Source organism: Streptomyces sp. NPDC002784 (assembly GCF_053592135.1).
In genome coordinates this window covers 335,192-354,902 of the sequence record NZ_JBSFVD010000002.1, presented here as the reverse complement: position 1 = coordinate 354,902, position 19,711 = coordinate 335,192, and the positions used below count along the sequence as shown (strand labels likewise).

Sequence of the window (19,711 nt, the reverse complement as noted above, 5' to 3'; positions counted from 1 at the left end):
ATTGCGGGTGCCCGCCTCTTCGTCACCGGTCCAGCCTTTCGTCAACGGTCCAGCTGCGGCAGCACCTTCGTGCGGTAGAAGTCGAAGAAGCCGCGCTGGTCCGGGCCGATCTGGTTGACGTAGACCCGGTCGAAGCCCGCGTCGGCGAAGGCCGACAGCGCCGCGACGTGTTCCTCGACGTCGTCCCCGCACACCGCCTTCTCGCTCACCGTCTCCTCGGTGACCAGCGGCTGCAGCTGCTCGAAGTGCTTCGGCGAGGGCAGGATCTGGGCCATCTCACCGGGCAGGAACTGGTTGGACCACAGCCGGCGCACCGTGCGCACCGCCTCGTCGCGGTCCGTGCCCCAGCAGACCTTGGTCCCGCCGCTGACGGGCTTCGCGCCCCCGCCGCCCTTGCGGAACTGGGCCACCATGTCCTCGTCCGGCGTCATCGTGATGAACCCGTCGCCCACCCGTGCCGCGAGCGAGGTCGCCGCCGGGCCGAAGCCGGAGATGTCGATCGGGACGGGCTCGTCGGGGACGGTGTAGAGGCGGGCGTTCTCGACCTGGTAGTGCGTGCCGTAGTGGCTGACCTCCTCGCCGGAGAACAGCCGGCGCATCACCTGGATCGCCTCCTCCAGCATCTCCAGGCGGACCCGCGCGGGCGGCCAGACATGGCCGAGGATGTGCTCGTTGAGGGCCTCGCCGGTGCCGACGCCGAGCCGGAAGCGGCCCTGAGACATCACCGCCGCGGTGGCCGCGGCCTGGGCGATCACCGCCGGGTGGATCCGTACGGTCGGGCAGGTCACGGCCGTCTCCACGGGCAGTGACACCGCCTCGGAGATCGCGCCGATCACCGACCACACGAACGGGCTCTGGCCCTGCGCGTCGTTCCACGGGTGGTAGTGGTCCGAGATCCACAGGGACTGGAATCCGGCCTGCTCCGCCATCCTCGCCTGCTCGACGAGCTCGGCGGGCCGGAACTCCTCGCACGAAAGGAAGTAGCCGTATTCGGGCATAAGGAGACACCTCCGGTACTGCCGCGGGGGGCGGCGGGTCGGGACGCGGTCCGGGTACCCGGCGGCGGAGGCGGAAACCGGGCTGTCCGGGGTGACGTTTGGCGGTCCTGACCAGGGGGACGCGGAAAGCTTCCGAGGTACGCGAACCAGCCGCCACAACGGCCGGAGGCCCATGGTGAGTCGCCCCCGCATCGTGATCGTCGGCGCCGGATTCGCCGGGTACCGGACGGCCCGGGTGCTGTCCCGGCTCACCCGTCACCGTGCGCACATCACCCTGCTGAACCCGACCGACTACTTCCTGTATCTGCCCCTGCTGCCCCAGGTCGCCGCCGGCGTCCTGGAGCCGCGCCGGGTGACCGTCTCGCTCCCCGGCACCCTGCCCGGCGTACGTCTGGTGCTCGGCGAGGCGCAGGCCATCGACCTCGACGGCCGCACCGTGCACTACAGCGGACCCGAGGGCGATCCCGGCACGCTCTCCTTCGACCGGCTGGTGCTGGCCGTGGGAAGCGTCAACAAGCTGCTGCCGGTCCCCGGGGTCGCCGAGCACGCGCACGGCTTCCGCGGCCTGCCCGAGGCGCTGTACCTGCGCGATCACGTGACCCGGCAGCTGGAGCTGGCCGCCGCCGACGACGATCCGAAGACCTGCTCGGCGCGCTGTACGTTCGTGGTGGCCGGCGCCGGATACACCGGCACCGAGGTCGCCGCGCAGGGCAAGCTCTTCACCGACGCCCAGACCAGGCGCCGCCCCCTCAAGCCGCGCTGGCTGCTCCTCGACGTCGCCGGCCGGGTCCTGCCCGGACTGGACCCACGGCTCTCCCGCACCGCCGACAAGGTGCTGCGGCAGCGGGGTGTCGACGTCCGGACCGGCACCTCGGTGAAGGAGGCCACGCCGGACGGAGTGCTGCTGAGCGACGGCGAGTTCATCGACACCCGCACCCTGGTGTGGTGCGTGGGCGTACGGCCCGATCCGCTCGCCGCGTCGCTGGAACTGCCCCTGGAGCACGGCCGGCTGCTGGTCGACCCGCACCTTCAGGTGCCGGGCCGCCCCGAGCTGTTCGCCTGCGGGGACGCGGCGGCCGTACCGGATCTGGAGCGGCCCGGCTCGTACACCCCGATGACCGCGCAGCACGCCTGGCGGCAGGGGAAGGTCGCCGCCCGCAATGTGGCCGCCTCGCTGGGCATGGGGGAGAGCGGGGTCTACCGCCACCGGGACCTGGGCTTCGCCGTCGACCTCGGCGGGGTGAAGGCCGCCGCCAATCCGCTCGGCGTGCCCCTGTCCGGGGTGGCCGCCGGCGCGGTCACCCGCGGCTACCACCTCGCGGCGATGCCCGGCAACCGCGTCCGCGTCGCCGCCGACTGGCTCCTGGACGCCGTACTCCCGCGCCAGGCGGTCCAGTTGGGGCTCGTCCGGTCCTGGGCGGTGCCGCTGGACACGGCCTCGCCGGAGCTGGTGCGGGCGCCGGGGGCGACGCAGGCACCCGGCCGTCAAACCCGCACGGACGGCACCGAACCGGCCAGGAATCAGCCCGGTGGCGGGCCCGCGGACCGGCCCGGCGGCGCACCGGCCAGGCATCAGCCCGGTGGTTGGCCCGCCGGGAAACGGTCCGCCGAATCACCCCGCCGCCCCGTCGAACGTCGCGGCAATCCCGCGTAAAGGAGACTCATGAACACCGCCGAACTCGTCGAACTGGGCCAGCAGTTGCGCGTGGACAGCGTGCGCGCCTCCGACGCCGCGGGGTCGGGGCACCCGACCTCGTCCATGTCCGCCGCCGACCTGATGGCCGTCCTCCTCGCCAACCACTTCCGTTACGACTTCGACCGCCCCGCCCACCCCGGCAACGACCGCTTCGTGCTGTCCAAGGGACACGCCTCGCCCCTGATGTACGCCGCCTTCAAGGCGGCCGGAGTCGTCGAGGACGCCGAACTGCTCACCTTCCGCAAGCTCGGCAGCGCCCTCGAAGGACATCCCACGCCGCGCCGGCTGCCGTGGGTCGAGACGGCCACCGGATCGCTCGGGCAGGGGCTGCCGGTCGGCGTGGGCATCGCGCTCGCGGGCAAGCGGCTCGACCGCAGCGGCTACCGGGTGTGGGTGCTGTGCGGGGACAGCGAACTGGCGGAGGGCTCCGTGTGGGAGGCCGCCGAGCACGCCTCGTACGAGCATCTCGACAACCTCACCGCCGTCGTCGACGTCAACCGGCTCGGCCAGCGCGGGCCCACCCGGCACGGCCACGACCTCGACGCCTACGCACGGCGCTTCCGGGCCTTCGGCTGGCACACCATCGAGATCGACGGACACGACGTCGACGCGATCGACCGTGCCTACGGCGAGGCCAGGTCCACCACCGGACAGCCCACCGTGATCCTCGCCCGCACCCTCAAGGGCAAGGGCGTCGAGGCCGTCGAGGACCGGGAGGGCCTGCACGGCAAGCCGCTCAAGAGCGCCGAGGAGGCCGTCGCCGAACTCGGCGGGCGGCGCGACCGCGTGATCCGGGTGCACGAACCGGCCGCCGCGCGCCTGCTGCACGCCGTCGAGGACGGCGACGTCGACCTCCCGCAGTGGCCGATGGGCGAGGAGGTGGCCACGCGCGACGCCTACGGCAAGGCGCTCGCCGCGCTCGGCGCCGGACGCGGCGATGTCGTCGCCCTGGACGGCGAGGTCGGTGACTCCACCCGCGCCGAACTGTTCGCCAAGGAGCACCCCGACCGGTACTTCGAGTGCTACATCGCCGAGCAGCAGATGGTCGCCACCGCGGTGGGGCTCTCCTCGCGCGGCTGGGTGCCGTACGCCGCCACCTTCGCCGCGTTCCTGACGCGCGCCTACGACTTCGTGCGCATGGCGTCCATCAGCGGCACCGGCCTCAACCTGGTCGGCTCGCACGCGGGCGTCGCCATCGGCCAGGACGGGCCCTCGCAGATGGGCCTGGAGGATCTGGCGATGATGCGCGCGGTGCACGGCTCGACCGTGCTGTACCCGTGCGACGCCAACCAGACCGCCCGGCTCGTCGCCACCATGGCCGGCCTGGAGGGCATCCGCTACCTGCGCACCTCGCGCGGCGAGGCCCCGGTGATCTACGGGCCCGACGAGGAGTTCCCGGTCGGCGGCAGCAAGGTGCTGCGCTCCTCCGGCGCGGACCGGATGACCCTGGTCGCCGCGGGCGTCACCGTGCACCAGGCGCTGGTCGCGGCCGACGCGCTGGAGCGCGAGGGCATCGCGGCCCGGGTGATCGACCTGTACTCGGTCAAGCCCGTCGACCGGGTCGTCCTGCGCCGGGCCGCCGAGGAGACCGGCTGCCTGATCACGGTGGAGGACCACCGCGAGGAGGGCGGCCTCGGCGACGCCGTCCTGGACGCCTTCCTCGACGGGCGCCCGGTGCCCCGGCTGGTGCGGCTCGCGGTCCGGACGATGCCCGGCTCGGCCTCCCCGGACGAGCAGCTGCACTCCGCGGGCATCGACGCCGAGTCGATCGCCGCCGCGGGCCGGCTGCTGGTGGCGGAGGCGATCGTGCCGTGAGCGGGGAGGACGGCGTACGGAGCGTGCGGGCCGGGCGGCGCACCGTCGAGGTGCACCGGCCCGGGAAGGTGCTGTTCCCCGGCGACGGCGGCACGAAGGAGTACACCAAGGCCGACCTCGTCGACTACTACCGGTCCGTCGCGCCCTTCATGCTGCCGCATCTGCGGGGCCGCCCGCTGATGCTGGAGCGGCACCCCGACGGGCTCGACGGACCCCGGTTCATGCAGAAGAACACCCCGGAGAGCTATCCGGAGTGGGTGACCCGCGTCGAGGTCCGCAAGGAGGGCGGCACGGTCTGTCACACCGTGTGCGACGACACCGCCACCCTCGTCCTCCTCGCCGACCAGGCCGCCCTCACCCTGCACCGCTGGCTCTCCCGGACCGGGCGGCTGGACCGGCCCGACCGGATGGTCTTCGACCTGGACCCGGCGGGGGACGACTTCGGGCAGGTGCGCGAGGCGGCCCGGCTGCTGGTCGAGCTGCTGGACGAACTGAGGCTGCCGTCGGCCCTGATGACGACCGGCTCGCGCGGACTGCATGTGACCGTCCCGCTGAACGGCCGGCACGACTTCGACGAGGTGCGGGAGTTCTCCCGGGACGTCGCCGACACGCTCGTCGCCGCCCACCCCGACCGGCTCACCACCGCGGCGCGCAAGAAGGACCGCGGCGACCGCCTCTACCTCGACATCCAGCGCAACGCCTACGCGCAGACCGCCGTCGTGCCCTTCACGGTCCGCGCCCGGCCCGGCGCCCCCGTGGCGGTCCCCATCGACCGGTCCGCGCTGGACGACCCGCGGCTGCGCGCCCGCCGGTGGACCATCGCCGACGCGGTGGACCAGGCCCGCACCGATCCGTGGGCCGGACTGCTCGGCCGGGGCCGGGCTCTCGGGCCCGCCTGGCGCAGGCTCAACGCCCTCAGTGGCCACGGAAAGTAAAGCCAGGGGTTTGACCACGCCCTCTCGGGCCACCCGATGTCGGGAGGGGACCATGACTGATTCACACGACACACACAAGAAATCCCACGAAGAAACGGATGAATCGGACGCCGAGTCGACGCCGACGCCGATGGAGGTGCTTCGCCAAGCCCGCGCCCAGCTGGCCGAACTCACCGGCATGACCGCTGAGTCGGTCTCGTCCTTCGAACAGACGGAGGACGGCTGGGCGCTCGAGATCGAGGTCCTGGAGCTGGTTCGTGTCCCCGACACGATGAGCCTGCTCGCCAGCTACCAGGTGGAACTCGACCGGCAGGGCATGCTCACCGGCTACCGGCGGGTGCGCCGTTATGAGCGAGGGCGTTCCGACGCACGCGGGCAGGGCGGCCGCTAGGCCGTCCCCCCGTCCCGTTTCGATCACCATCACAGAAGAGGAGGATCGGTCGGCATGACCGTAGTCCCGGCACAACAGAGCGGTGGCGGAGGCGGCAGCAGCGGTCTCTACGACGTCTTGGAGCTCGTCCTGGATCGGGGGCTCGTCATCGACGCATTCGTCCGCGTGTCCCTGGTGGGCATCGAGATCCTCAAGATCGACGTACGAGTCGTCGTCGCCAGCGTGGACACCTATCTCCGCTTCGCCGAGGCGTGCAACCGCCTCGACCTGGAGGCCGGTCCGCGCAAGAGCCCGGGTCTGCCCGACATGGTCGGCCAGATAACCGAGTCCGGCGCCCGCGGCAAGTCCAAGGGAGCGCTGTCCGGCGCGGCCGAGACCGTGTCCGAGGCCTTCAAGCAGGCCCGTGACGACGGGCAGGCCGAACCCCGGCGCGCCCGCAAGTCCACCACGACGCGTAAGAAGGAGGAGCAGGAGTGAGCACGTACGTCTATGGCATCACCGCGAGCTCGCATCCCTCCCTCCCCCACGACATGACCGGGGTCGGCGAGCCGCCGCGCCCGGTGCGGGTGCTGAAGGCGGGCGAGCTGGCCGCGCTCGTCAGCGACGCGCCCGAAGGGCTGCGTCCCAAGCGGCGGGACCTGCTCGCCCACCAGAGCGTCCTCGCGGAGACCGGCGCGGCCGGCTGTGTGCTGCCCATGCGGTTCGGCAGCATCGCCCCCGACGACGACACGGTGACCGGGGTGCTCACCGAGCGCGCCGACCACTACCAGGAGCGGCTGCGCACGCTGGACGGCAAGGTCGAGTACAACATCAAGGCCACGCACGACGAAGAGGCCGTGCTGCACCGGGTGATGTCGCAGAGCCCGGAGATCCGCACCATGACCGAGGCCAACCGGCAGGCGGGCGGCGGAAGTTACGACCAGAAGCTGAAGCTCGGCGAGATGGTGGTGGCCGCCGTCAAGGCCCGCGAGGCCGAGGACGCCGCCGAGGTCCGGCGGGTGCTGGAGGCCGAGGCGTCCGCGGTCAGCGTGGGCCCCGAGTCCAGTGGCTGGCTCGCCAACATCTCGTTCCTGGTCAGCCGGGACACCGCCGATGTGTTCCTGGCCGCCGTCGACGAGCTGCGCAAGAACCGGCCGCACCTGGAGGTGCGGGTCAACGGTCCGCTGCCGCCGTACAGCTTCGTCGAGCCCGGGCCGGCGGAACCCGCGACCACCCTGTCCGCCGCGGAGGAGTAGGCACATGGGTCTGCTCGGAGAGGTCCTGCTGCTGCCGTTCGCCCCGGTACGCGGCAGCGCGTGGGTGATGAGCCAGGTGCTCAGCGAGGCGGAGCGCATCTATTACGACCCCGCCACGATCCGGGCCGAACTCGCCCGCCTCGAAGAGCAACTGGACGCCGGAGAGATCGACGAGGAGGAGTTCGACCGCCGGGAGGACGAACTACTCGACAGGCTGGAGCACACACCATGAACAGAGCAGGACTTGGCCTCGCCGTAGGGGCGGGGTATCTCCTCGGACGGACGAAGAAGCTGAAACTGGCGTTCGCCGTCGGCACCCTCGTCGCCGGCAAGCGCATGAACCTGAGCCCGAAGATGCTCGCGGACCTGGCCTCCCAGCAACTGCGCAACAACCCGCAGTTCAAGGAGATCGGGGACCAGCTGCGCGAAGACATGCGCGGCGTCGGGAAGGCGGCCAGCGGGGCGATGCTGGAGCGGAAGCTCGACGCGTTCGCCGACCGGCTGCACGGCCGGACCGCGCAGGTGCGCGACCAGCTGTCGGGCGTGACGCCGGACCTCGACTCGGAGGACTCGGAGGACTCCGAGGAGTACGAGGAAGAGGACGACGCCGCCGAGGGCCACGACGACCGCGACGCCGAGGGCTACGAGGACGACGCCCACGACGCCCACGACGCCGACGAGGACGACGAGCCGGAGCGGCGCGCGCCGCGCAAGAAGGCGCCTGCGGCGAAGAAGGCGGCGGCGAGGAAGACCGCCCCGGCCAAGAAGACCGCGAAGAAGGCGGTCCCCGCGCAGAAGGGATCGGCCGCCAACACCGCCTCCGCCGGAAAGAAGACGGCTCGCAAGACCGTCTCCAAGAAGGCGACAGCCGCTCGCGGTGCCCGCTCGAAGGGCGGTGAAGGGCGATGAGCGAGAACACCGGACCCGTGAGCTCCCTGGCCCGCAGCGAAGCCGGTGAACGGCTGAAGGCGGAGATCCAGGAGTATCTCGCCGCGCAGGCCCAGCGCCTGCTGGTCGGCGCCGGCCAGAAGCTCGGCGAGACCACGCTGAAGTTGAACGACATAGCCGACGGCAAGAGCCCGGGCTTCGCCAAGCTCGCCCTCGACGGCGGCCGCAAACTGGCCGAGGGCAAGGGCCCGTTGCGCAGCGCGCTGGAGATCGGCGCCTCGCGCGCCAAGGACAGCGTGACCGACGCGCTGCGCAACCTCGGCGGCGGCAAGGGCAAGAGCAAGACCGCGGCGGGGAAGAAGCCCACCGTCATCATGGAGTACGTCGATGTCGGCGTCCCGCTGCGCACCGCCTACGACCAGTGGACCCAGTACCAGGAGTTCAGCACCTTCGCCAAGGGCGTGCAGAGCGCGAACCGCGCCGACGACACCACCTCCGACTGGCGGATGAAGATCTTCTGGTCCAGCCGGAGCTGGAAGGCGCACACGACCGAGCAGGTGCCGGACGAGCGGATCGTCTGGACCTCGGAGGGCGCCAAGGGCACCACGAAGGGCGTCGTGACCTTCCACCAGCTCGCCGACAACCTCACGCGCGTGCTGCTGGTGATCGAGTACTACCCCAAGGGGCTGTTCGAGAAGACCGGCAACATCTGGCGCGCCCAGGGCCGCCGGGCCCGGCTGGACCTCAAGCACTACGCCCGGTACGTCTCGCTCAAGGGCGAGGTCGAGGACGGCTGGCGCGGCGAGATCCGGGACGGTGAGGTCGTCGTCAGCCACGACGACGCGGTGGCCGAGGAAGAGCAGGAACAGGAGCAGGAGCAGGAGGAGCCGCAGGACGCCTACGAGGAGGACGAGGCGGACGACGAGGCGACGGACGAGGTCCAGGACGAGGCGGACGACGAGCCGGAGGACGCCTACGAGGACGACGCCGAGGAAGCCGCTGAGGACGACACCGAAGAAGTGGCCGAGGACGAAGCGGCCGAGGACGAACTCGCCGAGGACGAGGCGGGCGAGGGAGAGGAAGAGTACGAGAGCGAGCCGGAGGAGACCTACGCCGGCACCGGGGACCGCCGATGACGATGCCCAGCCGGCTCCCCGATCCCTACGGCCAGGGTGGCGGCTCCAATCTCGCCGACATCCTGGAACGCGTCCTCGACAAGGGCGTGGTCATCGCGGGCGACATCCGGATCAACCTCCTCGACATCGAACTGCTCACCATCAAACTGCGTCTGATCGTCGCCTCCGTCGACAAGGCGCGGGAGATGGGCATCGACTGGTGGGAGGACGACCCGGCGCTGTCCTCGCGCGCCCGGCGCGACGAACTCGCCCGGGAGAACGCCGAGTTGCGTGAGCGGCTGGCCCAGCTGGAGCCCAGCCTGGAGCCCAGCCGCTCGCAGGAGGAGGCCTGATGTCCGGGCTGCGCTATGTGTACGCCGTGTGCCGGCCCTTCGGGTCGGCCCTCCAGTCCCAGCTCACCGGCGTCGGCGGGCAACCGCCGCGCCAGCTGACCCATCACGGCCTGATCGCCGTGTACAGCGTGGTGCCGGAGGAGGACTTCGCCGAGGAGCCGCTGCGCGCCCATCTGGAGGACCTGGACTGGCTCACCGAGACGGCCAGGGCCCACCAGGGCGTCATCGACGCGCTCACCGCCGTCACCACCCCGCTCCCGCTGCGGCTCGCCACCGTCTTCCGGGACGACAGCGCGCTGCGCACGATGATGGAGTCCCGCGAGGAGTACTTCCAGCGCACCCTGGACCGGCTGACGGGCCGGGTGGAGTGGGGTGTCAAGGTCTACGTCGAACCGCCGGCCGAGGACACCCGGGCGGCGGCCGCCGGGAAACCGGCCTCGGGCCGGGACTACCTCCGCCAGCGACGCCGCAGCGTGCGCAGCCATGAGCAGACCTGGCAGGAGGCGTCGGCCTTCGCGGACCGCTTGCACGCGGCGCTTTCCTCCTTCGCGGAGGATTCCCGGCTGCACAATCCGCAGAACTCGGCGCTCTCCGGTGCCTCGGGGCAGAACGTGCTCAACGCGGCCTACCTCGTGACGCGCGGCAATTCCGAGGAGTTCGTGGAGATGGTGGACCGCACGAAGGACGAGGCCGAGGGAATGCGGGTGGAACTCACCGGTCCCTGGGCGGCCTATTCCTTCACGGACGAGGGGCCGGGCGAGGAAACGGGAGCGGACAGGAGGGGCGAGGGCAGGTGACGGTCATAGAACGCCGGGAGGTCGCGCTGGTGGACCTCCTGGACCGGCTGCTGGCCGGCGGCGTCGTCATCAAGGGCGACATCACGCTGCGCATCGCGGACGTCGACCTCGTGCGCATCGACCTCAACGCGCTGATCAGCTCGGTGAACGCCAACGTCCCCTCGCCCTTCGGAGACCTCACGTGAGCGCCCGCAACCGGCTCGACCTCGACCCCGAGAGCGTGGACCGGGACCTCATCAAGCTCGTGCTCACCGTGGTGGAACTGCTCCGCCAGCTCATGGAGCGCCAGGCGCTGCGCCGCTGCGACGAGGGCAATCTGAGCGAGGAGCAGGAGGAGCGGATCGGGCTCACGCTGATGCTGCTCGACGAGCGCATGACCGAGCTGCGCGAGCGCTACGGACTGCGGCTCGAGGACCTGAACCTCGACCTCGGGCCGCTCGGCCCGCTGCTGCCCCGGCAGTGATCCCGCAGCCGGTCACCACCTGTACCAGCGGCCCCTGCCTCCGGCGGCAGCGGGGCCGCTGTCGGTGATCGTCGGCTACAAGGGCGCCGCGGCCGGCACCGAGCCGTCCTTGCGGCACAGGATTTCGCCGTGCAGCACGCTGAACCAGCCGTCCGCCCGCTCCCCCCACTCCCGCCAGGCCGCCGACACCGCGCGCAACCGCTCCTCGGTGGCGTGGCCGCCCTCCACGGCCCGCTCGGCGTAGGCCGAGGCCAGTGTGCGGTCGGCCCACAGCCCGCTCCACCAGGCCCGCTCCTCGGCGGCCGCGAAGGTCCAGGTGGCCGAGGTGGCCGTGATGTCCCGCAGCCCCGCCGCCAGCGCCCAGGACTTCAGCCGCCGCCCCGCGTCCGGCTCCCCGCCGTTGGCACGGGCCACCCGCCGGTACAGATCCAGCCAGTCGTCCATCCCCGGGGACGCCGGGTACCAGGTCATCGCCGCGTAGTCCGAGTCGCGGACCGCGATGAGCCCGCCGGGCCGGGTCACCCGGGCCATCTCGCGCAGCGCCCGCACCGGGTCGCCGACGTGCTGGAGCACCTGGTGGGCGTGGACCACGCAGAAGGTGTCGTCGGGGAAGTCCAGCGCGTGCACGTCGGCGACCGCGAAGTCGACGTTGTCCAGGCCCCGTTCGGCGGCGGTGGCCCGGGCCTGCTCCAGCACCCCCGGCGCCCGGTCCACCCCGGTGACCCGGCCGTCCGGCACCAGCGCCGCGAGATCGGCGGTGATGGTGCCGGGCCCGCAGCCGATGTCCAGGATCCGCATGTGCGGTTCGAGCGAACCCAGCAGGTAGGCAGCGGAGTTGGCGGCGGTGCGCCAGGTGTGCGAGCGCAGCACCGACTCATGGTGCCCATGGGTGTACACGGCCGTTTCGCGCGGCTTCGACATGCGTTCCCCTCGTTTCGTCGTGGTGGCGCCACGGTACGCCCGCATGTCGAATAATGAGACCCGCGTTTTGGATAGTGGACTGACGTCCCGTCAGTTCCCGGGCAGCGGCCGGTACACGGTCAGCGCCTCCGGCAGCTTCTCCAGCGTCACCTCGCCCTCCACCTCGGTCACTTCACCGTCGTAGGCGAGAAGCGAGCCGGGGGCGACGCCGGACAGGCGCAGCCGGCCGACCTGGACCGCCGCGTGGGCGGGGGAGCGGGTCAGCGGGCCCGCGACGGCGGCCGCCAGCAGCCGGGCCGCGGGACGGCGGCCGCCGTGCACGACCCGCACGTCCAGCACGCCGTCGGCGAGGTCGACCCGGCGGCCGGGGGCCAGGCCCATCCGGTGGTAGGTGCCGTTCCCGGCGAACAGCAGCCACAGCGGCCGGGTGCTGGTGCCGATCTGCGCCTCCAGCGGATGTCCGTCGGTCCGCAGCACCCGCAGCGCGGCCAGGACCCCGGCCGGCCAGCCGCCGATCCGGGGCGACCAGCGGTCCCGCTCGCGCACCAGCTCCGGATAGACGCCCAGGCTGCACGTGTTGACGAACACGCCCTCCCGCGCGCCGCAGCGGAACCGGCCCAGGTCCACCCGCACGGCCTGTCCGTTCACCAGGGCATGGGTCAGATCGCGCACGTCCTCCACGCCCAGGTCGTAGGCGAAGTGGTTGAGGGTGCCGCCGGGCAGGACCGCGAGCGGCAGCCCGTACCGCAGGGCGACCTCGGCGGCGGTGTTCACCGTGCCGTCGCCGCCGCACACCCCGAGCACCCGGGCCCGGGCCGCCGCCTTCTCCAGCTCCGGCCGCACCTGGTCCGGTTCGCACTCCACGACCTCGGCGCCGGGCAGGACGTCCAGCAGGGTGCGCACCCGGTCGGCGGTGCCCGAGCCCTTGTTCGCCACCAGCACCAGGCCCTCGCCCTCGATCAGCGCCGGCACCTCCGCCCGCGGCCGGGCGGGCGGGCGGAGCTGGGCACGGGTCGGCACCAGACCCCGTACGGCGTACGCGGCGCCCGCGCCGAGCACCGCGCCCGCCAGCACATCGCTCGGGAAGTGGACCCCGGTGTAGACCCGGGACAGCGCCACCGACCAGGCGACGGGCGCCACCGCGGCCCCCCAGGCCGGGGACTCCAGCGCCACCCCGGTCGCGAAGGCCGCCGCCGACGCGGAGTGGCCGGAGGGGAACGAGGTGGTGATCGGCTGCCGCTTGAGCTGCCGCGCCCGCGGTACGGAGTCCAGGACCGGGCGGGGCCGGCGCACCGAGCGCTTGCCGAGCGTGTTGATGGTCAGTGAGGCCAGGCTCAGCGAGGCGAGCCCGCGGACGGCCGCCCGGCGGGCCCGCGGGGTGCGGCTCGCCGCGATGACCGCGCCGGCGGCGAACCAGAGCACGCCGTGGTTGGCGCTCCGGCTCAGCCGGGGCAGCACCCGCTCGGCGCCGGGCCAGTGCTGCCCGGCGGCGAATTCGAAGAGCTGGGAGTCGAGGGCGAGGAGCCGGTCGCGCAGCGCGTGGCGGCCGGGCTTCGGCAAGGTGAGGTCGACATCGGGACTCATAGGGTCACGGGTACCCTGAAGTGGCTGTGTCTTGTCCGGTCCCGTCCCCGGAGGGCCCCCGATGCGACTGCTCCTCGTCCGCCACGGCCAGACCCCCACGAACGTCGACTGGCTGCTGGACACCGCCGTCCCGGGACCGGGTCTGACCGCACTCGGCGAGGCCCAGGCCGCCGCGCTGCCCGAGGCGCTCGCCGACGAGGACATCGAGGCCCTGTACGCCTCCACCCTGGTGCGCACCCAGCTCACCGCCGCCCCGCTGGCCGCCGCCCGCGGACTGGAGGTGACCGTCCGCGACGGCATCCGGGAGGTCACCGCCGGCGACCTGGAGATGCTGCCCGGCGACACGGAACTGGGCGAGCTGTACATGCGGACGGCGTTCTCCTGGGCGGCCGGGGACACCGAGCTGCGGATGCCCGGCGGGGAGAACGGCACCGAGTTCCTGGCCCGCTACGACGCCGTGGTCGAGGAGGCCGCGCGCAGCGGCGCCGGCACGGTCGCGATGATCAGCCACGGCGCTGCCATCCGTACCTGGACGGCGGCCCGCGCGCACAACGTCGACCTCGCCTTCGCCGCCGAGCACCGGCTGGCGAACACAGGCGTGGTGATCCTGGAGGGCTCGCCGTCCGACGGGTTCAAGGCGCTGTCGTGGGCGGGCGCGAGCGTGGCCCCGGCGGGCGCGGGCGGTCCGGCGGGGGAGCCGCTGGCGGACGCCGGATAACGGTTTGCCGCAGGCGGCGGCGGACCCGCAGAATGCCACCTCATGGGACATCTGGAAGCCGCGCACCTGGAGTACTGCCTCCCCGACGGGAGGGCGCTGCTGGGCGATGTGTCCTTCCGGGTGGGCGAAGGGTCCGTGATGGCCCTGGTCGGCCCGAACGGCGCGGGCAAGACGACCCTGCTGCGGCTGATCTCCGGTGAGCTGAAGCCGCACGGCGGCTCGGTCACGGTCAGTGGCGGCCTCGGGGTGATGCGCCAGTTCGTGGGGTCGGTACGGGACGAGACGACCGTACGGGACCTGCTCGTGTCGGTCGCGCCGCCCCGCATCCGGGAAGCGGCGCGGGCCGTCGACGAGGCCGAGCACGCGATCATGACGGTCGACGACGAGGCCGCCCAGCTCGGGTACGCGCAGGCCCTCGCCGACTGGGCCGAGGTGCGCGGGTACGAGGCGGAGACCCTGTGGGACATGTGCACCACGGCCGCGCTGGGCGTGCCGTACGACACGGCGCAGTTCCGGCAGGTGCGCACGCTCTCCGGCGGTGAGCAGAAGCGGCTGGTGCTGGAGGCGCTGCTGCGCGGCACCGACGAGGTGCTGCTGCTCGACGAGCCGGACAACTACCTCGACGTGCCCGGCAAGCGCTGGCTGGAGGAGCGGCTGAAGGAGACCCGCAAGACGGTCCTGTTCGTCTCCCACGACCGTGAACTGCTGGCCCGCGCCGCCGAGAAGATCGTCTCGGTCGAGCCCTCGCCGGCGGGTGCGGACGCCTGGGTGCACGGCGGCGGCTTCGCCACCTACCACGAGGCCCGCCGCGAACGGTTCGCCCGCTTCGAGGAACTGCGCCGCCGCTGGGACGAGAAGCACGCGCAGCTGAGGAAGCTGGTGCTGACGCTCCGTCAAGCCGCCGCGGTCAGCCATGAGATGGCCTCCCGCTACGCCGCGGCCCAGACCCGGCTGCGCAAGTTCGAGGAGGCGGGCCCGCCGCCGGAGCCGCCGCGCGAGCAGGACATCCGGATGCGCCTGAAGGGCGGCCGGACCGGAATCCGCGCGGTCACCTGCGAGGCGCTGGAGCTCACGGGCCTGATGAAGCCGTTCGACCTGGAGGTCTTCTACGGCGAGCGGGTCGCCGTGCTCGGCTCCAACGGCTCCGGGAAGTCGCACTTCCTGAGGCTGCTGGCCGGGGAGGAGGTGGCGCACACCGGCACCTGGAAGCTGGGGGCGCGGGTCGTGCCCGGCCACTTCGCCCAGACGCACGCCCATCCGGAGCTGGCGGGCCGCCCCCTGCTGGACATCCTCTGGCAGGAACACGCCCAGGACCGGGGTGCGGCGATGTCCCGGCTGCGCTGCTACGAGCTGACCCAGCAGGCCGAGCAGACCTTCGACCGGCTCTCCGGCGGTCAGCAGGCCCGCTTCCAGATCCTCCTGCTGGAGCTGGAGGGAGTCACCGCCCTCCTGCTGGACGAGCCGACCGACAACCTCGACCTGGAGTCGGCGGAAGCCCTCCAGGAGGGTCTGGAGGCCTTCGACGGCACGGTTCTCGCGGTGACCCACGACCGCTGGTTCGCGCGCGCGTTCGACCGCTATCTGGTCTTCGGCACGGACGGCCGGGTACGGGAGACCGCGGAGCCGGTCTGGGACGAGCGGCGGGTGGAGCGGGCGCGCTGACGCCCTCCCGCCCGCGGGCCCGGGGCCCGGGATGTTCGCAGAGTGGACGCAGGCGGGCGAAATCCGCCCATGCGGGTACTCGGACCGCGGACCAGACACGGACGAGACGAGTGGGGCACATCATGACCGGAGTCGACCCCGGCCGGCTGGACGACCAGCAGCTCATGAAGGAGCTGGAGACCATCCACCGCACCCGCCACGACACCCTCCTGTACGGCTCGAACGACGCGCTGCGGGCCCACAACGAACGCATGGCCCAGCTGGAGGGCGAATACCTCCGCCGCAACCCGCGCCGCCCGGTCGCCTCCGGCCGCACCCGCGAAGGAGCCCGGGACCGCGGCTCGGGCGACGCCGCGACCCCGGGCACCTGATCGGCCCGCCTCCCCTCAGCGGCGCAGCGGCGACCGGTCCCAGAACCGGTGGGCCGCCACCGCCGCCGCGAAGGCCCGGCAGAACTCCTCGCTCGCCGTGCCCGGCGAGGTGTCCGTCACCACGCCCTGATCCTCGACCACCCGGTGGAACTCGGTGGAGACGTCCAGGCTCTCCGGCTCCAGCGACGCCAGGATCCCCACGCCCGAGCCGAGCGCGCCGACCGGCTTGCCGTGCCGGTAGGCGTCCCGCACGAAGCGCAGGACGTCCGGATCGGCCGCGCCGGGCGGGGTGCCTCCCGGGCCCCCGGGCAGCAGCACCGCGTCGTACAGCACCGACGCCATGGTCGGCAGCGCCCGGTCCACCGGGACCCGGTCGCCGTCCGCGCCGGCGACGGTGCCGTCGGTGGCCGCGAGCACCTCGACGACCGCACCCTCGGCGGTCAGGCTCTCGCGCACCGACGTCAGCTGGTCACCGTCGACGCCGTCGGTGACCAGGGCCGCGATCCGCCGGGTGCGCAGGGAGCCGTCGCCCCGCAGCGACACAAGGCTCAGCGCGGGGGAGAGCACCTTGGGGGTGCCCTCCGCGGCCCCGGACGGCTCCGGAACCCCGATGCCGCGGGCCACCTGGGTCGCCAGCTCGCCGTTGACCTTGGCCAGTTCCTCCACCGTCCGGGTGCGGACGGCCATCGTGTCCACCTTGCCGAGTTCGAACCGGAATGCCTCGACGATGTGCTGCCGCTCCCAGTCCGTCATGCTGTGCCAGAACAGCGCGGGCTGGCTGTAGTGGTCCTGGAAGCTCGGACTGCGCCGGCGGATCTTCGCGCCGTCCACGCGTTCGGCGTAGTGCGTGAAGGCGCCGCTGTCCACGCCCGCGTGCGCGGGGCAGCCGCCGCCCAGGGAGTTGGGGAAGTAGTTGGTGCCCCGGTGGATCGCGCTCTGGCCGTAGCCGTCGCGCTGGTTGGTGCGGACCGGCACCACGGGCCGGTTCACCGGCAGCTGCGCGAAGTTCGGCCCGCCGAGCCGGATCAGCTGCGTGTCCAGGTAGGAGAAGTTGCGGGCCTGCAGCAGCGGGTCGTTGGTGAAGTCGATGCCGGGGACCACATTGGCCGTGTGGAAGGCGACCTGTTCCGTCTCGGCGAAGAAGTTCTCCGGGTTGCGGTCCAGGACCATCCGGCCGATCGGCCGCACCGGCACCAGCTCCTCCGGGATGAGCTTGGTGGCGTCCAGCAGATCGAAGTCGAAGGCGAACTCGTCCTCCTCCGGCACGAGCTGGACGCCCAGCTCCCACTCCGGGTACTCGCCCGCCTCGATCGCGTCCCACAGGTCCCGCCGGTTGAAGTCCGGGTCGCGGCCCTGGCACTCCTGCGCCTCGTCCCACACCAGCGAGTGCACACCGAGCCGCGGCTTCCAGTGGAACTTCACGAACGTGCCGCGGCCCTCGGCGTTCACGAACCGGAACGTGTGCACGCCGAAGCCCTGCATCATGCGGTAGCTGCGCGGGATCGCCCGGTCCGACATCAGCCACATGATCGCGTGCAGCGTCTCGGGCTGCAGCGACACGAAGTCCCACAGGGTGTCGTGGGCGGACGCCCCGGTCGGGATGTCGTTGTGCGGCTCGGGCTTCACGGCGTGCACGAAGTCCGGGAACTTGATGCCGTCCTGGATGAAGAACACCGGGAAGTTGTTCCCGACGAGGTCGTAATTGCCCTCGGACGTATAGAACTTGGTCGCGAAGCCGCGCACGTCCCGTACGGTGTCCGCCGACCCCTTCGGGCCCTGCACGGTGGAGAACCGCACGAACACGGGCGTCCGCACGGACGGGTCCTGGAGGAACGCCGCCCGGGTGAACTCCGCGCAGGACTCGTACGGCTCGAAGTAGCCGTACGCGCCCGCGCCCCGGGCGTGCACCACCCGCTCAGGGATCCGCTCGTGGTCGAAGCGGGTCAGCTTCTCCCGGAAGTGGAAGTCCTCCATCAGGGTCGGCCCGCGCTCACCGGCGGCCAGCGAGTCGTCGGTGTGGTCCACCGGCACACCCTGGTCGGTGGTGAGCGGCCCGCCCTTGGGGTCGTCCGCGCGGAACCGGTCGCGCTGCTCCTGCTTGCGGTCCTCCATCAAGCGGCCTCCTTGGCGAACACGTCCAGGAATGTCTCGCAGAATGCCTTCAGGTCGTCGGGCTTACGGCTGGTGACCAGCTTGTTGGGCCCGTGGTCGCACACCTTCACCTGCTCGTCGACCCAGGTGCCGCCCGCGTTGCGGATGTCGGTGCGCAGGCTCGGCCACGAGGTGAGCACCCGGCCCCGTACGACGTCCGCCTCGACCAGCGTCCACGGCGCGTGACAGATCGCGGCGACCGGCCGGCCCTGCTCGAAGAAGGCGGCGACGAAGGCGACCGCCCGCTCGTCCATCCGCAGGAAGTCCGGGTTGGCGACGCCGCCGGGCAGGACGAGGCCCCCGAAGGAGTCGGCCGTGGTCTCACCGACGACCTCCTGCACCGGGAAGGTGTCCGCCTTGTCGAGATGGTGGAACGCCTGGATCTTCCCCGGCTCCGTCGACACCAGCACGGGTTCGTGACCGGCGTCCACCGCCGCCTGCCAGGGGTCGGTCAGTTCGACCTGTTCCACGCCCTCGGGCGCGGTGAGAAATGCGATGCGCATGGTGGTTCAGCTTCCTTTCGTCCTCGTGCGCGTGCTCTTGCGTGGCGCCGCCCGCCGGTCCCGCGGCAGCACACGGGCCGGGACAGCGGGCGCCCGCGCGGTACCAGCCGCGAGGCGTCCGGCGGCCCGGCCCTCGTGCGGCAGGGACCGCGCGCTCACTCGTCCGGCGTGGCGCGACTGATGTCGGCCAGCGCCGAGTCCGGGTCCTGGGCCTCGGCCAGGTCGCCGAGGCTCACCACGCCGACCGGCAGGCCGTCCTCGACGACCGGCAGCCGGCGCACGGCGTGCCGCCGCATCAGGGCGACCGCGGCCGTCACCGGGTCCTGCGGGGCGACCACCAGGGGATCGGGCGTGCACACCGACCGGACGCTCGCCGTCAGCGGGTCGACGCCCTCGGCGACCGCCCGCACGGTGATGTCACGGTCGGTGAGCATGCCCACGATCCGCTGGCCGTCGGCCACCAGCACATCACCGATGTCCTGGTCGCGCATCAGCTGCGCCGCCTCGGCCAGTGAGGCGTCCGGGCGGACGGCGACCACTCCGGCGGTCATCACGTCCCTGACGAAATCGGCCATGGTGTTCCCCTCCAGGGCTAGCGTCGGGTGAGGGCTTCGGCGAGCTCCTGGACGGTGGTGTAGCGCTCCGCGCGCGGCAGCCGCTCCACCGGCTCCACCAGGGCGTCGGGCGCGTAGGCGCGGCGCAGGGTGCCGGCCAGCTCGCGCGGGCTCGCGGGGAACAGACTGCGACTGAGGTACCGGGCCAGCTCCTGGCGGACCGCCGCCAGTGAGGCCGTACCCCCGCCGGGTGCCACCGGTCCGCCCGCCACCTGCGGGTCGTCGTCGGCGCTCGGCTCGGGGTCGTGCCACTCGTCGACCCGGGTCGGATGACCGGACCTGAGCAGGCCCTGGAGTTCGTGCTTCATCTCGTCGTCACGGTGAACGTTCAGCCGGTCGCTGCCTCGCTGCATGACTCCCTCCAGATCTTCGGGTCCGCACCGCGTACCCGAAGAGCCACGGCCGACACGGTCCGGCCGGGTTTGCCCGGTGCACGGCGGGAGACCCGGCCTGCGCCCCCCGCGCTTCATCCCCGGGGAAGGACAGGCCATGGTGTTGCTC

General features: G+C 72.3%; 23 protein-coding genes. 16 read left to right on the top strand and 7 right to left on the bottom strand.

Annotation, left to right across the window (positions count from 1 at the left end):
* Window positions 1-41 precede the first annotated feature (41 nt).
* Complete coding sequence (locus ACWD1Z_RS06240) at window positions 42-998, bottom strand: LLM class F420-dependent oxidoreductase (protein ID WP_451115986.1); 957 nt, start codon at window positions 996-998, stop codon at window positions 42-44.
* A 172-nt stretch (window positions 999-1,170) separates the two neighbouring features.
* Between ACWD1Z_RS06240 and ACWD1Z_RS06235 the strand changes: the two genes are divergently transcribed.
* Genes ACWD1Z_RS06235 through ACWD1Z_RS06175 form a run of 13 tightly spaced genes read left to right on the top strand, consistent with a single transcriptional unit; the run spans window position 1,171 to window position 10,686 of the window.
* Complete coding sequence (locus ACWD1Z_RS06235; protein ID WP_451115985.1) at window positions 1,171-2,652, top strand: NAD(P)/FAD-dependent oxidoreductase; 1,482 nt, start codon at window positions 1,171-1,173, stop codon at window positions 2,650-2,652.
* A 9-nt stretch (window positions 2,653-2,661) separates the two neighbouring features.
* Window positions 2,662-4,509, top strand: coding sequence for a transketolase (locus tag ACWD1Z_RS06230; protein WP_451115983.1), 1,848 nt, complete (start codon window positions 2,662-2,664; stop codon window positions 4,507-4,509).
* Window positions 4,506-5,444, top strand: a complete 939-nt coding sequence (ligD, locus tag ACWD1Z_RS06225; protein ID WP_451115981.1) for a non-homologous end-joining DNA ligase — start codon at window positions 4,506-4,508, stop codon at window positions 5,442-5,444. The genes ACWD1Z_RS06230 and ligD overlap by 4 nt, the downstream gene beginning before the upstream one ends.
* Window positions 5,445-5,496: 52 nt before the next feature.
* The gene (locus tag ACWD1Z_RS06220) at window positions 5,497-5,835 is read left to right on the top strand and encodes a gas vesicle protein GvpO (RefSeq protein WP_451115979.1); all 339 of its coding nucleotides are present in this window, start codon (window positions 5,497-5,499) and stop codon (window positions 5,833-5,835) included.
* 54 nt (window positions 5,836-5,889) lie between these two features.
* On the top strand, window positions 5,890-6,312 hold the full coding sequence (locus ACWD1Z_RS06215; protein WP_451115977.1) for a gas vesicle structural protein GvpA: 423 nt from the start codon (window positions 5,890-5,892) through the stop codon (window positions 6,310-6,312).
* A complete protein-coding gene (locus ACWD1Z_RS06210) occupies window positions 6,309-7,070 on the top strand; it encodes a GvpL/GvpF family gas vesicle protein (RefSeq protein WP_451115976.1) in 762 nt (253 codons plus the stop codon). The genes ACWD1Z_RS06215 and ACWD1Z_RS06210 overlap by 4 nt, the downstream gene beginning before the upstream one ends.
* Window positions 7,071-7,074: 4 nt before the next feature.
* Window positions 7,075-7,302, top strand: coding sequence for a gas vesicle protein GvpG (locus ACWD1Z_RS06205; protein WP_451115974.1), 228 nt, complete (start codon window positions 7,075-7,077; stop codon window positions 7,300-7,302).
* Window positions 7,299-7,979, top strand: coding sequence for a DNA primase (locus ACWD1Z_RS06200; protein WP_451115972.1), 681 nt, complete (start codon window positions 7,299-7,301; stop codon window positions 7,977-7,979). The genes ACWD1Z_RS06205 and ACWD1Z_RS06200 overlap by 4 nt, the downstream gene beginning before the upstream one ends.
* Complete coding sequence (locus ACWD1Z_RS06195) at window positions 7,976-9,094, top strand: SRPBCC family protein (RefSeq protein ID WP_451115971.1); 1,119 nt, start codon at window positions 7,976-7,978, stop codon at window positions 9,092-9,094. Before ACWD1Z_RS06200 ends, ACWD1Z_RS06195 begins: the two co-directional genes overlap by 4 nt.
* Window positions 9,091-9,426 carry a gas vesicle protein gene (locus ACWD1Z_RS06190; protein WP_389420763.1) on the top strand — a complete coding sequence of 112 codons (336 nt, stop codon included), beginning with the start codon at window positions 9,091-9,093 and terminating at the stop codon, window positions 9,424-9,426. The genes ACWD1Z_RS06195 and ACWD1Z_RS06190 overlap by 4 nt, the downstream gene beginning before the upstream one ends.
* Window positions 9,426-10,223: a GvpL/GvpF family gas vesicle protein gene (locus ACWD1Z_RS06185; protein WP_451115969.1), complete on the top strand. Its 798-nt coding sequence runs from the start codon at window positions 9,426-9,428 to the stop codon at window positions 10,221-10,223. The genes ACWD1Z_RS06190 and ACWD1Z_RS06185 overlap by 1 nt, the downstream gene beginning before the upstream one ends.
* Window positions 10,220-10,408 (top strand): gas vesicle protein, encoded by a 189-nt coding sequence (locus ACWD1Z_RS06180; RefSeq protein WP_389420765.1) that lies wholly within the window; start codon window positions 10,220-10,222, stop codon window positions 10,406-10,408. The genes ACWD1Z_RS06185 and ACWD1Z_RS06180 overlap by 4 nt, the downstream gene beginning before the upstream one ends.
* A complete protein-coding gene (locus tag ACWD1Z_RS06175; RefSeq protein WP_451115967.1) occupies window positions 10,405-10,686 on the top strand; it encodes a gas vesicle protein K in 282 nt (93 codons plus the stop codon). The genes ACWD1Z_RS06180 and ACWD1Z_RS06175 overlap by 4 nt, the downstream gene beginning before the upstream one ends.
* 75 nt (window positions 10,687-10,761) lie before the next feature.
* On the opposite strand, the gene ACWD1Z_RS06170 is transcribed toward ACWD1Z_RS06175, so the two are convergent.
* Together ACWD1Z_RS06170 and ACWD1Z_RS06165 are read right to left on the bottom strand one after the other, a co-directional pair.
* On the bottom strand, window positions 10,762-11,607 hold the full coding sequence (locus ACWD1Z_RS06170; protein WP_451115966.1) for a class I SAM-dependent methyltransferase: 846 nt from the start codon (window positions 11,605-11,607) through the stop codon (window positions 10,762-10,764).
* A gap of 90 nt (window positions 11,608-11,697) precedes the next feature.
* Window positions 11,698-13,191 (bottom strand): phosphatase PAP2 family protein, encoded by a 1,494-nt coding sequence (locus ACWD1Z_RS06165; protein ID WP_451115964.1) that lies wholly within the window; start codon window positions 13,189-13,191, stop codon window positions 11,698-11,700.
* A gap of 61 nt (window positions 13,192-13,252) precedes the next feature.
* On the opposite strand from ACWD1Z_RS06165, the gene ACWD1Z_RS06160 reads away from it, so the two are divergent.
* The 3 genes from ACWD1Z_RS06160 to ACWD1Z_RS06150 all read left to right on the top strand — a co-directional run bounded on the left by ACWD1Z_RS06160 (window position 13,253) and on the right by ACWD1Z_RS06150 (window position 15,942).
* Window positions 13,253-13,909, top strand: a complete 657-nt coding sequence (locus tag ACWD1Z_RS06160; RefSeq protein ID WP_451115962.1) for a histidine phosphatase family protein — start codon at window positions 13,253-13,255, stop codon at window positions 13,907-13,909.
* Window positions 13,910-13,951: 42 nt separating this feature from the next.
* Window positions 13,952-15,571 carry an ABC-F family ATP-binding cassette domain-containing protein gene (locus ACWD1Z_RS06155; RefSeq protein ID WP_451115960.1) on the top strand — a complete coding sequence of 540 codons (1,620 nt, stop codon included), beginning with the start codon at window positions 13,952-13,954 and terminating at the stop codon, window positions 15,569-15,571.
* 122 nt (window positions 15,572-15,693) lie between these two features.
* Entirely contained in the window at window positions 15,694-15,942 is a 249-nt protein-coding gene (locus ACWD1Z_RS06150) for a DUF6158 family protein (protein ID WP_389420771.1), read from the top strand.
* Between the two features lie 15 nt (window positions 15,943-15,957).
* On the opposite strand, the gene ACWD1Z_RS06145 is transcribed toward ACWD1Z_RS06150, so the two are convergent.
* The 4 genes from ACWD1Z_RS06145 to ACWD1Z_RS06130 form a co-directional block, all read right to left on the bottom strand.
* On the bottom strand, window positions 15,958-18,054 hold the full coding sequence (locus ACWD1Z_RS06145; RefSeq protein ID WP_451115958.1) for a catalase: 2,097 nt from the start codon (window positions 18,052-18,054) through the stop codon (window positions 15,958-15,960).
* Window positions 18,054-18,596: a type 1 glutamine amidotransferase domain-containing protein gene (locus ACWD1Z_RS06140; protein ID WP_451115957.1), complete on the bottom strand. Its 543-nt coding sequence runs from the start codon at window positions 18,594-18,596 to the stop codon at window positions 18,054-18,056. The genes ACWD1Z_RS06145 and ACWD1Z_RS06140 overlap by 1 nt, the downstream gene beginning before the upstream one ends.
* A 155-nt stretch (window positions 18,597-18,751) precedes the next feature.
* The gene (locus ACWD1Z_RS06135; protein WP_451115955.1) at window positions 18,752-19,171 is read right to left on the bottom strand and encodes a CBS domain-containing protein; all 420 of its coding nucleotides are present in this window, start codon (window positions 19,169-19,171) and stop codon (window positions 18,752-18,754) included.
* A 17-nt stretch (window positions 19,172-19,188) separates the two neighbouring features.
* Entirely contained in the window at window positions 19,189-19,563 is a 375-nt protein-coding gene (locus tag ACWD1Z_RS06130) for a DUF2795 domain-containing protein (protein WP_451115953.1), read from the bottom strand.
* Window positions 19,564-19,711 lie beyond the last annotated feature (148 nt).

Coding starts and splice junctions, on each gene's coding strand:
- ACWD1Z_RS06135 (WP_451115955.1), bottom strand. CDS start 19,171: ATGGCCGATTTCGTCAGGGACGTGATGACCGCCGGAGTGGTCGCCGTC.
- ACWD1Z_RS06200 (WP_451115972.1), top strand. CDS start 7,299: ATGAACAGAGCAGGACTTGGCCTCGCCGTAGGGGCGGGGTATCTCCTC.
- ACWD1Z_RS06220 (WP_451115979.1), top strand. CDS start 5,497: ATGACTGATTCACACGACACACACAAGAAATCCCACGAAGAAACGGAT.
- ACWD1Z_RS06240 (WP_451115986.1), bottom strand. CDS start 998: ATGCCCGAATACGGCTACTTCCTTTCGTGCGAGGAGTTCCGGCCCGCC.
- ACWD1Z_RS06215 (WP_451115977.1), top strand. CDS start 5,890: ATGACCGTAGTCCCGGCACAACAGAGCGGTGGCGGAGGCGGCAGCAGC.
- ACWD1Z_RS06170 (WP_451115966.1), bottom strand. CDS start 11,607: ATGTCGAAGCCGCGCGAAACGGCCGTGTACACCCATGGGCACCATGAG.
- ACWD1Z_RS06130 (WP_451115953.1), bottom strand. CDS start 19,563: ATGCAGCGAGGCAGCGACCGGCTGAACGTTCACCGTGACGACGAGATG.
- ACWD1Z_RS06145 (WP_451115958.1), bottom strand. CDS start 18,054: ATGGAGGACCGCAAGCAGGAGCAGCGCGACCGGTTCCGCGCGGACGAC.
- ACWD1Z_RS06140 (WP_451115957.1), bottom strand. CDS start 18,596: ATGCGCATCGCATTTCTCACCGCGCCCGAGGGCGTGGAACAGGTCGAA.
- ACWD1Z_RS06160 (WP_451115962.1), top strand. CDS start 13,253: ATGCGACTGCTCCTCGTCCGCCACGGCCAGACCCCCACGAACGTCGAC.
- ACWD1Z_RS06150 (WP_389420771.1), top strand. CDS start 15,694: ATGACCGGAGTCGACCCCGGCCGGCTGGACGACCAGCAGCTCATGAAG.
- ACWD1Z_RS06185 (WP_451115969.1), top strand. CDS start 9,426: ATGTCCGGGCTGCGCTATGTGTACGCCGTGTGCCGGCCCTTCGGGTCG.
- ACWD1Z_RS06190 (WP_389420763.1), top strand. CDS start 9,091: ATGACGATGCCCAGCCGGCTCCCCGATCCCTACGGCCAGGGTGGCGGC.
- ACWD1Z_RS06155 (WP_451115960.1), top strand. CDS start 13,952: ATGGGACATCTGGAAGCCGCGCACCTGGAGTACTGCCTCCCCGACGGG.
- ACWD1Z_RS06195 (WP_451115971.1), top strand. CDS start 7,976: ATGAGCGAGAACACCGGACCCGTGAGCTCCCTGGCCCGCAGCGAAGCC.
- ACWD1Z_RS06205 (WP_451115974.1), top strand. CDS start 7,075: ATGGGTCTGCTCGGAGAGGTCCTGCTGCTGCCGTTCGCCCCGGTACGC.
- ACWD1Z_RS06165 (WP_451115964.1), bottom strand. CDS start 13,191: ATGAGTCCCGATGTCGACCTCACCTTGCCGAAGCCCGGCCGCCACGCG.
- ACWD1Z_RS06235 (WP_451115985.1), top strand. CDS start 1,171: ATGGTGAGTCGCCCCCGCATCGTGATCGTCGGCGCCGGATTCGCCGGG.
- ACWD1Z_RS06230 (WP_451115983.1), top strand. CDS start 2,662: ATGAACACCGCCGAACTCGTCGAACTGGGCCAGCAGTTGCGCGTGGAC.